Annotated in this window: 10 protein-coding genes; 3 read left to right on the forward strand and 7 right to left on the reverse strand. The window is 44.9% G+C overall.

Annotation, left to right across the window (positions count from 1 at the left end; genetic code table 11):
* Positions 1–2: 2 nt before the first annotated feature.
* Complete coding sequence (locus tag AC3FZD_RS13670; protein ID WP_488736568.1) at positions 3–1106, reverse strand: saccharopine dehydrogenase family protein; 1104 nt, start codon at positions 1104–1106, stop codon at positions 3–5.
* 307 nt (positions 1107–1413) lie between these two features.
* On the opposite strand from AC3FZD_RS13670, the gene argZ reads away from it, so the two are divergent.
* Both argZ and AC3FZD_RS13680 read left to right on the forward strand, forming a co-directional pair.
* Positions 1414–3522 carry a bifunctional arginine dihydrolase/ornithine cyclodeaminase gene (gene argZ / locus AC3FZD_RS13675; RefSeq protein WP_488736569.1) on the forward strand — a complete coding sequence of 703 codons (2109 nt, stop codon included), beginning with the start codon at positions 1414–1416 and terminating at the stop codon, positions 3520–3522.
* Between the two features lie 241 nt (positions 3523–3763).
* Entirely contained in the window at positions 3764–4123 is a 360-nt protein-coding gene (locus AC3FZD_RS13680; RefSeq protein WP_488736570.1) for an ArsR/SmtB family transcription factor, read from the forward strand.
* 10 nt (positions 4124–4133) lie between these two features.
* Here AC3FZD_RS13680 and AC3FZD_RS13685 read toward each other — a convergent pair whose 3' ends face one another.
* The 5 genes from AC3FZD_RS13685 to AC3FZD_RS13705 form a co-directional block, all read right to left on the reverse strand.
* Positions 4134–4730: a GerMN domain-containing protein gene (locus AC3FZD_RS13685; RefSeq protein ID WP_488736571.1), complete on the reverse strand. Its 597-nt coding sequence runs from the start codon at positions 4728–4730 to the stop codon at positions 4134–4136.
* 108 nt (positions 4731–4838) lie between these two features.
* Complete coding sequence (locus tag AC3FZD_RS13690) at positions 4839–5672, reverse strand: LmeA family phospholipid-binding protein (protein ID WP_488736572.1); 834 nt, start codon at positions 5670–5672, stop codon at positions 4839–4841.
* Positions 5673–5710: 38 nt separating this feature from the next.
* On the reverse strand, positions 5711–7984 hold the full coding sequence (locus AC3FZD_RS13695) for an ATP-binding protein (RefSeq protein ID WP_488736573.1): 2274 nt from the start codon (positions 7982–7984) through the stop codon (positions 5711–5713).
* Positions 7985–8079: 95 nt separating this feature from the next.
* Positions 8080–9525 (reverse strand): protein adenylyltransferase SelO, encoded by a 1446-nt coding sequence (locus AC3FZD_RS13700; RefSeq protein ID WP_488736574.1) that lies wholly within the window; start codon positions 9523–9525, stop codon positions 8080–8082.
* Between the two features lie 25 nt (positions 9526–9550).
* Positions 9551–11836 carry a RelA/SpoT family protein gene (locus tag AC3FZD_RS13705; protein WP_488736575.1) on the reverse strand — a complete coding sequence of 762 codons (2286 nt, stop codon included), beginning with the start codon at positions 11834–11836 and terminating at the stop codon, positions 9551–9553.
* Positions 11837–12052: 216 nt separating this feature from the next.
* Between AC3FZD_RS13705 and patD the strand changes: the two genes are divergently transcribed.
* Positions 12053–12415, forward strand: coding sequence for a heterocyst frequency control protein PatD (gene patD / locus AC3FZD_RS13710; protein WP_488736576.1), 363 nt, complete (start codon positions 12053–12055; stop codon positions 12413–12415).
* On the opposite strand, the gene AC3FZD_RS13715 is transcribed toward patD, so the two are convergent.
* Positions 12412–13539 (reverse strand): ATP-binding response regulator, encoded by a 1128-nt coding sequence (locus AC3FZD_RS13715; protein WP_488736577.1) that lies wholly within the window; start codon positions 13537–13539, stop codon positions 12412–12414. The genes patD and AC3FZD_RS13715 overlap by 4 nt on opposite strands.
* Positions 13540–13669: the final 130 nt, after the last annotated feature.

Here is a 13669-nt window from a genome sequence, read left to right on the forward strand (position 1 = left end):
TTTTAGGTGGGTTGTGTCCCCCAAGTTTCTTGGAATTCTAGATTACGGGACGATCGCATCATCTGTGCAAATTGCTCTGAAGTTATCGCTTGTTCCACCGGCCAAACCCCCGGTTTTTTGAGCTTCCCTTGCCAGATCCACTCGGCTAAGGCTCCCGTACCCCATCCGGCGGCGATCGCCGTGTGAGGATGGTAAAATCGGCTCTGATAGCTTGCCTGTGTACCATCTTTCTCGCCTTCGACTTCAACGATCATGACAATACCAACTCCAGAAAAGCGATCGCTCACCTGAGTCATGCGATAACTGATTTGTGAGAGTCCCTCAATCACCCAAGGATGATTAATCCAAGATTGAGGCAATCTTGCCATCAGAGCGGTTAAACGGTTGTAAAGATCCGGTGCAGAACCAAATTTTGTAATTACATTCTGTACCGGGAAACTTTCCGCTAATGTCCAAGCTTCCGGCACATCGTACCAATAGACTCCTAGGTGATGGAATGGGGGGCCAAAGTCGATGATTTGGCGATCGCTGTAAGGTTGGATGCTTTGCCATTGTCCCCCGATCCAGGCTAAAAAGGGATGTTGCAGACCTAAAAATGTCGTCCGCATCACCGTGATCCCTGCGCCTCCAGAGCCTCCCACAGCATAATACAGGCGAATGGTTTCTACTCGGTCAAATGAGTCTACCCCTTGCCGCACCATGCCATTAGAAATGCCTGGAAATACCCCTGTATTCACAATAGCCGTAATTCCCGCTTCTTGTGCTGCGGTGGCTAATTTGAGTGCTTTTTGGGTAAAGGAACGATGATCGCTCACATCCAAATAATCTACACCCTGTTCAATACAACACTTGAGGACTCTAGCATCCCGATGGTGAAAGGGGCCCGCGCAATGAATCACCAGTTGACTTTCGGCGATCGCCTTTTGGAGCTGCTCCCAGTTCCCTAAATCCAGGGGCAAAAATTCCCCAATTGGATCTCGATCCTTCCTGGGATATTGACGACCTGTAACCACGAGCTTTGCGTCCAGGTGCTGTTGCAAATCTTGGGCCACATGATGGCCAATTCTTCCCGTTCCTCCGATAATTAAAATCTGATTTTTAGCCAACTGCTTCACCTCAATGGGTTATGAAATCCTGACGCTTTCTAGGGAAAGGTCTTAACCATGATAGGATATTGGGTTGGCATAAGACTTGACCATCTTCTCGATCCCCCCAACCCCCCTTAAAAAGGGGGGCAATAGAGAAAGTCCCCCTTTCCAAGGGGAATTTAGGGGGATTAACATAGAGAAAGTCCCCCTTTCCAAGGGGGATTTAGGGGGATCGAGATGTATTGCATCGCAGAGGAAACTGCTGTAGGTGTCAAAGATCAAGGTGCAAAATCCTGAAAGCCTCTACCCTATCTTTAATTGAATTATGACCGATCCAATTCGCTTTTTAATGTGTCCTCCTGACCACTACGATGTGGATTATGTAATTAATCCCTGGATGGAAGGAAATATTCACAAATCCTCCCGTTCTCTAGCGGTAGAACAATGGGAGAAACTTCACCATATTATTAAAGACCATGCCATTGTCGAGCTAGTTAAACCCGAACAGGGATGGCCGGATATGGTCTTTACTGCGAATGCGGGTTTGGTGTTGGGAAAAACTGTTGTCCTCAGCCGATTTTATCACCCGGAACGACAAGGTGAAGAACCCCATTTTAAGGCTTGGTTTGAATCTCAAGGATTTACGGTACATGAATTACCCAAAGATGTGCCCTTTGAAGGGGCAGGTGATGCCCTCTTTGACCGGGAAGGAAGATGGTTATGGGCTGGGTATGGATTCCGGTCTGAACTGGATTCTCATCCGGCGATCGCCGAATGGTTAGATGTGGAAGTGCTTTCTTTACGGTTAATGGATGAGCGCTTCTACCACCTGGATACCTGTTTCTGTCCCTTAAGCGGTGGTTATTTATTATATTATCCTCCTGCATTTGATGGATATTCTAATCGCTTAATTGAAATGCGGGTTCCGGCGGAAAAACGGATTGCCATTAGCGAACCCGATGCTGTAAATTTTGCTTGTAATGCCGTCAATATTAACGATATTGTCATTCTTAATAAAGCCACTAAAAATTTACGCGATCGCCTAGAATCCGTGGGTTACCGAGTGATTGAAACCCCATTGACGGAGTTTTTGAAGGCTGGGGGCGCATCAAAATGTCTCACCCTGCGGATCACAGAACCGGTACGCACAGAATTCCATGGAACCACTCAAATCGATACCCGTACCATCCATATGGTGGGCCATTTACTCGATGCAGGCTTGATGAACCGAGCTTTAGACTTAATCGTAGAAGGTGGTGGTAGCTTTAAGGTTCTCAATTTCAACTTGGGCGAACAGCGTCAAAGTCCCTCGGAAGCGGATGTGAAAGTATCGGCTCCTTCGGCGGAAGTGCTGGATGATATTATGGCTCAGTTGATTGATTTGGGAGCAGTCCCGGCTTCTGAAGATCAGCAAGAAGCCTTGCGCGAGGCAGTTCCTCAAGCGGGTGTTGCACCGGATGATTTCTATGTCAGTACCATTTATCCGACAGAAGTAAGGGTTCAAGGTTCTTGGGTGAAGGTGCAAAACCAAAGAATGGATGGGGCGATCGCCGTTACTTATACCGATCTCGGGCCGGTGGCTCAGTGTAAACTCCTGCGAGATTTGACGATTGGTGAAGAAGTGATTGTGGGGACTCGTGGCATTCGCACCTTGCATAAGGTAGAAAACCGAGACCAAAAAGCCTCTCAAGAATTTAGCTTTATGAGCGGTGGAGTCTCTAGCGAGCGCCGCGTAGAACTGATGGTTGAGCAGGTGGCTTGGGAATTGCGCCATATCCGGGATCAAGGCGGTAAAGTCGTTGTAACGGCTGGGCCGGTGGTGATTCATACCGGTGGCGGACAGCACCTAGCGACGCTGATTCGGGAAGGTTATGTACAAGCTCTGCTCGGTGGAAATGCGATCGCCGTCCATGATATCGAACAAGCGATGATGGGAACTTCCTTGGGTGTCGATATGAATCAAGGGGTGGCTGTCAAAGGGGGGCATCGTCATCATCTGAAGGTGATTAATAAAATGCGTCGCTATGGCAGTATCGCTAAAGCCGTGGAAGCAGGAGTCTTAACCAAAGGGGTGATGTACGAATGCGTGCAGAATCAAGTCCCCTTCGTCTTGGCCGGTTCTATTCGTGATGATGGCCCCTTACCCGATACGCAAATGGATATGATTGCTGCTCAACAGCAATATGCCCAACTCTTGCAAGGTGCGGATATGGTGCTGATGCTCTCATCCATGCTTCATTCTATTGGCGTGGGCAATATGACTCCTTCTGGGGTGAAAATGGTTTGTGTGGATATTAATCCGGCTGTTGTGACTAAATTGAGCGATCGCGGTTCCTTAGAGTCCGTTGGTGTAGTCACCGATGTGGGCTTATTCCTGAGCCTCTTGGTCAACCAACTCCATCAACTCACCACCGTTTATCAAACCGTATCCTGAGCTGCTTGGTGAGGGAGATAGGGAGATAGGGAGATAGGGAGATAGAGATAATCAAAGTTCCTCATTCCCCCATTCCCCCATTCCCCCATTCCCCCACTCCCCCACTCCCCCACTCCCCCATTCCCCCACTCCCCCATTCCCCCATTCCCCCACTCCTTCATGACCCTATTGCCATTGATCAATAAATTGCTACAATTTGAGGAACAACTACCCACTCATTGTCATTGATTCTTTAACCAACATGGCATCGCAAAAAGTCCCCCAAGAAGTCGTCGATCAAGTGGCTGAATATTTTAGCATTCTCTCAGAACCGATGCGTTTAAAGCTTTTAAACCTATTGCGCGAGCGCGAGCAATGCGTACAAGAGCTAGTGGAAGCAACCCAAACCAGCCAAGCGAATGTATCCAAACACCTCAAGCTTATGTTACAAGCGGGCATTCTGCAACGACGAGCTGAGGGAACGTCCGCTTACTATAGCGTTAAAGATGAATTAATCTTTGAATTATGTAATTTAGTCTGCGATCGCCTGGCAAGTCGGATTGAACAGCAAGCCCGTCAATTTCGCAATTTTAGTATGACGGGCAAACAATTAGTCTCCTAGAGAGACTTTCTTACAAGGCAAACTCCTGGTCATAAAGGTCGCGAGTCATGGGTTGGAGAATTTCTAAGCCTTCGCCTCCTAAATACTCTAAAGGTTCACCTTCAACTGAGAGCCAAACCGGGACATCTGGGTCTAAAGAAGTAGCTGTATACAAAATTTGCCCTAATCGTCCTGTCATTGAGGCACTGCCGCCCCCTGTCGTGAATTCCTGGGACAAATTGAGGTGGATACCATCCGATTTTTGCTCTAAGCTTAACAGGGTTGTTCCTGGGGGAATGGTACTCGACACTTGGGGATCGACCGGTGACTCTAAAACCGTTTTTAGGGCTAGGGTCAACCCCTCTTCAGGCGATCCTAGGGTTTTTACCTGTACCGGTGTGGAGACCAGTTCTAAAGTATTGCCCGTATCTTTAATCCAATAGGCTTGAGGCGTATTTTGTTCTGAGGGGCTAGGTTGAACTTCCTCCAGGATAGAAGAAGAGCTGTTAGGGGCCTGCATAGACCGGAGCATCCACCAGGCTGTACCCCCTCCAGACCCTAGAATTAAGGCCGATAGTCCGACGACTAGGCCAATATGAATACCGCGATTTTGTTTGGGTTGTTCCATAATGACTGTCCTGATTGAGTTGGACGATATTGAATTGACTCTGACTGGGGAATATTAAAGACCGTTTTACGCCAGTCAAGGGTTCCTACATAAGATATGGATCGAGATCTACTCCTCTGGATCAGGATTATCTGAAGGGCCAAAGGGGGGCTGAACCCTAATAAATCCAGCAATTTCTAGTTGACCGGGAGTAATCTGCATCTGCAATAGGCGCAGGATTACGGAGTTGGATTCGAGGGTGCGGAGGTCAACTTGTTCGCGAACTCCCCGTTGGATGAGATTAATCACCAGGGGAGGAACAGGTTCTTGGTTGACGGTGACCTCCAGATCGACGAGTTCTAAACCCCACCCTTTTATGATAGTGAAACCGGATTCAACGGCAAGGCCCAGTTCAAAGGGTTGGGAGGAGGTGTCTGGGTTGGGGAGTTGCTGAAGTTGGAATTGCAGTCTGATCCGGTTGTCTAAAAAGGTGATTTCTGGGTTAACTATACGATAGCGCTCTAGTTGGGCGGCCGCTAGGCGAGGGAGGGAGGAGAGTCCGAATTGCCGCAGGCGATCGCTCATTTGGGGCGATTTTAACCACTGGTTCAGCGCGGTATCGGTGAATGCGATGCTGATTCCTGCTTGTAAGGGTTGCTCTAGAATATCTAGGGATTGGCGATCGCCAGAACCCTGAAGCTTGAGATCGATCGCATCGGTTTCTATCTCTAGTTTAGCGATTTGTAAATCCTCAGTTATCCAAATCTCCCGTCCAGCTATTCTCACCCGTTCTGCTTGACCTTGTAGCAGTCGATGAACCGGAGCATTGTCTACCCGCACCTGCCAAGTTTCTGCGCGATCGAAGGTTGATTTGAGTAGAGATTGGGTGATGCGATCGACCAACAGTCCAGAAGGCGATCCCACTAGGAATAAACTGGACAAAAGGATAGTTAATGTTTCCATGACTGCATGTGAGTAATCAATTTCAAATAGCCAACCCCCTAATCCTTAATGACTAAAGGTTCCACCAATTCCAGAATTTTATCTAATCGATAGTTTTGAGCCAATTCACTCATTCCCTGTTTAGCTAATTCAGATTCTGGTAACTCATCAAGTAATTCCATCACTTTCTGATCGTCGGCTTCACAACAAGCTTGATGCATTTTTTCCAGCCAGACCTCGGATAGGGATTCAACACCTATTCTCAGGGCGTTCCAAGATTCTATAGAACCACTCACTTCACGGACACTTTGGGGTTCTGTGTTAGATAGTCTAGTCTGATGTAAATGAAGTTCTACCTGAGCTTCTAGTTTTTTGCAGGGTAAAATAATGCTTACCTTAGTGCCCATACCCACTTGACTCTCCAATTGGATTTCACCCCCCATTTGATCCACTAACTTCTTACATAAGGGTAACCCCAATCCCATTCCCTCTTGAAATCTCCCAGTCTTCAGATGGCGAGCAAAGGGTTGAAATAAATTTTCCCATTCTTCTGGTTGAATTCCACACCCTGTATCTTGAATTTCCCATTGAATCCAATCGACAGGGGTTGAATTAAAAGTTAAATAACTGGGCATCTTTGCTGATAAGTGGTGGGTTCGATCGGGAGGCAATAGATTGACATCGATGGTAATTTGCCCTTCAGAGGTAAACTTAACAGCATTATCAACTAAATGCTTTAATATATTTTTTAAACAATACACATCGGTTTGAATATACTGCGGAACTTTGGGATCGATTTGGTAAACTAGGGACAAGTTTAGGCTTCTCAAGTGCCCCCTAAATTGCTCTACGACTTCATGAATTACATCATTAACAGCAACAACACTTAGGGCTAAAGACTCTTCTTTTTGATCTTGATTACACAGAGAGATAACATTATTAATTAATTCCAATAATTTGTAACCACTGGCTAAAATACTTTGAACAAAAGACTTTTTACCATCGGATATTTCATCATCTTCATCTAGAATTTGGCTAAATCCCAAAATACTATTCAAAGGGGTTCTTAATTCATGACTCATTTGGCTAATGAACTCACTCTTAACTTGATTGGCTTTTTCAGCCATCTGATTGGCTGTCTTCAGTTGATCGATTTTAATTTTTAACTCTTGATTGATTAGCTCTAATTCATGGAAAGAGTGATTCAGTTTTTCTGTCATTATATTAAAGCTTATCGCTAATGTACCGAGTTCATCTTTACTCAATACAGGGACATGACAATTTAAATTCCCTTGAGAAACTTTTATGGCTGCTTCAGATATTTCAGTAATTGGCTGTACCAATTTACGAGAAATGAAATAAACAATGAATAATATAAGAATCAATAAAAAACAACCAATTAAAAAGATTTGACCAGCCAGATTTTCGGCTAAACTGAATGCGTTCTTTTGCGTAATTTCAGCCACTAAACCCATGTTTTTATCTTCGATCCACCGATACAGTCCTAAGACGGGAATGTTTTGGTGATTAATATATAATCCCGATCCATTTTTTCCTTCAAGAACAGCATCAATAGCAAAACTATGAACAAAATCAATATTTTTTTCTTGTAAATTTAGCGAGTTTACAAATGTATTCTTGCCACCAATACGACCAACTAAGTAAATCTTTTTATCCTGCTCATAATTATTACTGTTATGCAAAAAAATATCGATTTCGCCTAAGTCTAGCTCTATGGAAATATAGGCAATTTTTATGTTGTCTTGATTATACACTGGAGTGACAAATGTAATTGCTTTATTTTGAGTAATAATCGAGTTATAAAATATGGGATTAATGGGATCTTTTGGATCGGTTATATAAGTGGTCAAATGACCTAATGGCTGATAGGTTTTTTCGAGTATAGAATTAGTTGAAATCAGGACAATTCCTTGATTGCTAACAACAGAAGCAATTTTTATATTGGATTTCAGTTGGGTCACTTGATTGAGGAGATTTTTGATTTCTGAATAGTATTTTATATATTCATAATCATCAGATTCTTCCATTAGAAAATCCGATCTTCTCAGGTTTATTAATGCATCTATTTTTTCAGTTGCTTCCGGTAATTTTGATAATAGAAACACATCCTGAAGTTGCAGCAAGAACCATTGATTTATTTCATTTTCTTTGAGTGAAATAGCCAAACCAAGCTGATTGATTACAGATTGCTTGAGGGAAGAGCGAGCTAGTATATAAGCACTACTGGCAACTAAAATGAGAATCAAAAATGAGAGGCCAGAATAATAAAGTGCGATCTTTCTTAAGAGACTTTTTTCCAATAAGCGCATCATGATAAGGCTTGAGAAAAATATTGGTTTGAGTTCATAATCAGGAAAATATCCAGGCTAGACTGGGGGCAAGGGATAAGGAAGATAACGGAAGGAGACTATGGTTTCATATCTTGTAAAAATTGTAGAAATGGCTGCCAATTATCATCGACCATAATTGAGTTCCAAATGGTTTCGATCGCGGGTCTCAAGAGATGGACTTGGGGATTTGCTTTTTGTAGGCGATCGCTAATTTTGACTACTTGTTCCTCCGAGTTTTGAGTTAATACCCTATGATACAATATTTTCCAAGCTTGCCAAATTGAACTGGGGCCAGCACTAGACCAATTGGGAATTGCATCTACCTGTTGTAACCAACTGGGATCGAAGCTATCCCGGAGACCGCTAAAAAATTGAGGGTATCCTTTTTGGGTATCTTTGAGTAATTTCAGGGTTAATTCGACTAACTCCTGGGCTTCTTGTTCTGGAATTTGATCGGGATCTAAGCCTAACCGACGTAACATTAATTTCTGGTAAGCCTGTTCATAACGAAGATTAAATTGGTCTAAACTCTCTTGCATGGCGGCTTTGGGGATCGCCTTACTCAGAGCCACACTAAGCAATTCTAAATTCAGTTGACACACCAGGGGTTGATTGCCATAGCTGTAGCGTCCAGAATAATCAAAATAGGCGGCGGTAAAATTGGGGTCGTAGTGGGGAATGAAGCCATAGGGGCCATAGTCGAAACTTTCACCGGTAATGGACATATTATCGGTATTTAAGACTCCATGACAAAAGCCTGCGGCCATCCATTGGGCGGCGAGTTGGGCGACTCGTTGCACCAATTGATCGTAAAATCGGATGTAGCCCTCTGGTGCAGGTTCCGGCTTGACTAGGGGCAAGGGAGCGGGATAATACTGTTCAATGACATGATCGAGCAGTTTGGTGATTAAATCCGATCGCTCAAAATATCGTAATCTTTCAAATGTGCCAAAGCGAATATGGGAGCGACTCCAGCGTACCATTACGCACGATCGCGTGGGTGATGGTTCATCCCCTCGCCATAAAGACTCTCCGGTTTCAATTAAACTCAAACAGCGTGAGGTGGTAACCCCCAACCGATGGAGCATTTCCCCCGCTAAGACTTCCCGCACTCCCCCCTTGAGGGTTAACCGGCCATCTGCCCCCCTGGAATAGGGAGTCATGCCCGATCCTTTTGTGCCAAAATCATACAATTGACCGTCGATGGCTCGCACTTGACCATACAAAAATCCCCGACCATCGCCTAACCAGGGGTTGTATTCTCCAAATTGATAGCCATGATATCTGAGGGCTAAACAGGGGAGAGCGCTGTTAAATTTACCGAAAAAGTCGATAAAATGGCGATCGCTCACCTGTTGGGGATCGAGTCCCATTTGGGGTAAGAGATCGTCATTACGCCATCGGAGAATATGCTGAGGAAATTGGGCAGCAGCTACGAGATCGTAATAATCATCCCCTAAATTTTCTAGGGCACTTTCAGTTTCGAGCTGCTGAAAAGGATTGTTCGCTACCCGGTCTGTCATCGTTGATCCTCAAGATTTCCTTCCCCTATTCTGACTCAGGATGAGCATCTTCTGCTTGTCCCAAACGACGAATATTGAGAACATCACTCATATTACGAATTTGAGTAAACACCGATTCGAGTTGGGGGCGATCGCGAATTTCCATCCCCAGATTAATCACTGCGGGTTTTCCGGTCTGGGTTTTCACATCCACATTCCGCACGTTAATCCCTTGGTCGCTTAACCGGGAGAGAATATCCTTGAGAATCCCCACTCGGTCAATGGTTTGGATTTGCACTTGCACAATATAAGTCATAGCAGTGGGCGCATTTTTATGATTCTTGCCATTCCAACTGACGGGGATCAGGCGATCGCCCTCCACATGCTCCACATTTTGACAGCCTTGGCGATGAATCGAAATCCCCCGTCCCCTGGTGACGACACCAATAATCAACTCTCCGGGAATGGGATTACAGCATCCAGCCAGATAATAGAGCAAGCCTTCAATGCCTACAATCGGAGAACTCTGATCCCCAGCAGAAGATGAAGCAGAAGAGGAAGAGGGAATCATGGCCTCACCCTTAAGTCCTTGTTTGCGATCGGGTTCCAGGGGTTGGGTAGCGCGAATGGCATCCCGCAAGCGGTTGACCACTAAATTTAGGGTCAGCTCACCATACCCCAAAGCCGCCAATAGATCATCAACAGCATGGTAATTACATCGCTCCACTACCCATTGCATGGGCTGAGATTTCAGCAGAGCTTCAAATCCCGATTTACCCATTTCTTTTTCCAGCAGTTCCCGACCTCTAGCCACATTTTCTTCCCGATGCGATCGCTTGTACCATTGACGAATCCGGTTCCTTGCTCCTGCGGTTTTGACAAAATTCAGCCAATCTAAACTGGGATGGCTATTTTTTTGCGTCAAAATTTCCACAATATCGCCATTTTTCAACACGGTACTTAAAGGAACCATGCGCCCATTCACCCTTGCCCCCGCGCAATGGTTCCCCACTTCCGAGTGAATGCGGTAGGCAAAATCCACCGTTGACGATCCCGAAGTTAGGGACAGCACATCCCCACGGGGCGTGAACACATAGACATCATCTTCAAATAGATTATCCTTGATACTCTCCAAATATTCCTGAGCATCCTTGAGATCGTTTTGCCAATCCAGCAGTTGACGTAGCCAAGTAAATTTTTCATCAGCATCCGTCATTTGGCTATAGTTCGATCCCCCTTCCTTATATTTCCAATGGGCTGCAATCCCATATTCCGCGACCTGATGCATTTCTTGGGTACGGATTTGCACTTCTAGGGGCCGTCCTGTGGGGCCAATCACCCCCGTATGCAAGGATTGGTAGCGGTTAGGTTTTGGCAGGCCAATATAGTCCTTAAATCGACCGGGAATCGGTCGAAAGGAATCATGAACAATCGCCAGAGCGCGATAGCATTCATCATGAGTTTGAGTAATCATGCGAATTCCAGCAATATCAAAGATTTCATGAAACTCTTTTTGTTGCTGTTGCATTTTGCGATAAATACCATACAGATGTTTGGGACGACCAGTAATTTCTACATTGGGAATCCCAATTTGTTCCAGACGAATCTGGAAAATTTCAATCACATTATCCAGGCGCATTTCTCGGTCTGTACGCTTTTCAGCAACTAGGGCTTGAACCTCGCGATAGGAGAGGGGTTCTAAATACTTAAAGGCCAAGTCTTCGAGTTCCCATTTAATCCGCCCAATTCCCAAACGATTGGCTAGGGGAGCGAAGATTTCACGGGTTTCTAAGGCGATCGCCTGTTGTTTATCCTCCTTCATAAATTCTAGGGTTCGCATGTTATGAAGTCGGTCAGCTAACTTCACTACAATCACCCGAATATCTTGGGCCATGGCTAAAAACATGCGCCGAAAATTTTCGGCTTGCCGTTCAGTTTTGCTGGAAAACTTAAATTTAGACAACTTTGTTACTCCTTCCACCAGGTGGCGCACTTCTGAGCCAAATCGCTCTTCTAGTTCTTCTGGGGTTACATCCGTATCCTCCACCACATCATGGAGAAAACCGGCCGCAATCATGGGGGCACTTCCCCCCAGTTCCCGCAATAATCCAGCTACTGCTACGGGATGGGAAATATAGGCTTCTCCTGATTTTCGGTATTGCCCTTGATGGAGTTGATAAGCAAATTCAAAGGCTTCTCGAATTAAACGCTGATCTTTTGCGGATTGACCAATGGGTGGGGCATCGACAGTGGCTTGCTCTGGGGTTAAACAAGCAGCTAACCAGTTGGGAAGGGTTAGATCGAGGGAGTTGGATTCAATGATGGTTTTCATAGGGGGTGGATGTTTGGGGATGATCGATACAATAGCCAATCCGCTCTCGAAATCGTCGAAGGTCTCCCGATTACGAGATGAGGATGATAGCAATGGCAAATAGCTGGTGGTGGAGTTAATGCAGAAGTTTACCCTGATGCCAGGTTACTCTAATGCTCTGTTATTGAATACTATAACTTTACACCTCTAAAAAAAGCGAGGGGATGAAATACTCGTATGTTATCTAAAGAGCATGTACAGATTTACCAGAATTTTCTGGAAATTTTAAATAAAGTTTTAATTTTGTCTACAACTGAGACGGCTCCAGACGGATTAATCCTTGCTTGTCAAGAAGCTGAGGATTTTTTTGGGCAAGAGATTGCACCCTTGGCTGGGGATGGAGTCGATTCTCCCCCAGAGATGGCTTGGCAGTCGATTCACACGGAGATGCATAAACAGATGAAATTATTGGTAACTGAGATTACATTTTACCAAATTAGTCACCAGAAATTGGCGAAAGAGCAGAGAAAAAAGAAAATCAGTAATTATACTCAGGCTCTGATTCGCTATGGGGAGATAATCTTAGGAATTGAGGATTAGGAGCGAGCGGGTAAGGTAATGGTAAAAGTGGTTCCTTGATTGACTTGGCTATCAATATGAATGGTTCCGTTGTGTAAATCAACGCACTTTTTGACAATGGAAAGACCTAGACCGGTTCCGCCAATATTGCCGATATTGCTGCCGCGATGAAAGGATTCAAAGAGGTGCTGTTGTTCGGATTCGGGAATACCAATGCCTTGATCTTGGATCTGAAATTCAATGGTATTGTTGAAACAGCGTACACGAATAAATACTTTACCCCCCTGGGGAGAATATTTAATGGCATTGGAGAGTAAATGAACGAGCATTTGTTCGATTAAGCTGCTATCAAGCTTCCAGGAGGATACGCAGTCTTGGGGGAGAAATTCTAGGGAATATTGGGAACCGGCGATCGCCTTCATCCTAGCGATGACTTGTTCAAATAGGGGAATTACCTCTACGACTGTGGGGTTAAATTCGAGCAGGCCAAAATCTGCATCCTTGATAAACAGGATATCCTCTAAGAGGCTAGTCATATGGTTAATGGCTTTATGAATGCGGTCAAAATGCTTATCCTGCTTTTCTTTATCCCATTTATCTCGATATCGCTCTAGCATCCCGACGGATAAGCCAATAGTGGTGAGGGGGGTTCGATATTCATGGGAAATGGTGGTAATAATCCGGGATTTTAGCTCATTGAGGGCTTGCAGGTGATTTAAGGCTTGATTCAAATAAGGGTCAATGAGGCAGCGATCTTGCGGATTAGAGATGCACAATAAGCTGGCAATCCTCTTGTTGAGTAGTTGAGGATGGATGGGTTTGGGTAAATAGTCATCAGCCCCCAGGTCTAAAATTTGGCTAATAAAATCCGTTTGGCGGCAGTCACTGATGGCTAAAATGGCCGGAGGGTAAGGTTGGCAATCCTTTTGATAGGCGATCACCTCTATGAGCGGTTTTAGGTTCTCACAGTGAACATCAACAATAATCAGATGGGGTTGTCCCCCAGTCAGTTCTGCGATCTCGCTGACTGCCTGAGTCACATACTGATGGGGGGCGATCGCCTCACCTAAAGGCGGATGGACAGATAAACTTAACTCTTGAGCTAACGGAGGATCTTCCTCAACAATGAGAATCAACGAAGACATCAGAGAGTGGGTATAGGGCTTAGAGGGTACATCTATCATCTCAGATTAGGGATCTAAGATTTAAGACCAGAGGGTGAGCATAGAAAATTTACTTAAAAGTGATTCAATCTTAAAACAATGAATGATTTTA

Source organism: Roseofilum sp. KMC-1, assembly GCF_057802075.1.

Excerpts from the sequence above, each read along its gene's own strand:
- AC3FZD_RS13705 (WP_488736575.1), bottom strand. The coding sequence starts at position 11,836 with ATGAAAACCATCATTGAATCCAACTCCCTCGATCTAACCCTTCCCAAC.
- AC3FZD_RS13680 (WP_488736570.1), top strand. The coding sequence starts at position 3,764 with ATGGCATCGCAAAAAGTCCCCCAAGAAGTCGTCGATCAAGTGGCTGAA.
- AC3FZD_RS13700 (WP_488736574.1), bottom strand. The coding sequence starts at position 9,525 with ATGACAGACCGGGTAGCGAACAATCCTTTTCAGCAGCTCGAAACTGAA.
- AC3FZD_RS13715 (WP_488736577.1), bottom strand. The coding sequence starts at position 13,539 with ATGTCTTCGTTGATTCTCATTGTTGAGGAAGATCCTCCGTTAGCTCAA.
- AC3FZD_RS13685 (WP_488736571.1), bottom strand. The coding sequence starts at position 4,730 with ATGGAACAACCCAAACAAAATCGCGGTATTCATATTGGCCTAGTCGTC.
- AC3FZD_RS13690 (WP_488736572.1), bottom strand. The coding sequence starts at position 5,672 with ATGGAAACATTAACTATCCTTTTGTCCAGTTTATTCCTAGTGGGATCG.
- AC3FZD_RS13695 (WP_488736573.1), bottom strand. The coding sequence starts at position 7,984 with ATGATGCGCTTATTGGAAAAAAGTCTCTTAAGAAAGATCGCACTTTAT.
- argZ (WP_488736569.1), top strand. The coding sequence starts at position 1,414 with ATGACCGATCCAATTCGCTTTTTAATGTGTCCTCCTGACCACTACGAT.
- patD (WP_488736576.1), top strand. The coding sequence starts at position 12,053 with ATGTTATCTAAAGAGCATGTACAGATTTACCAGAATTTTCTGGAAATT.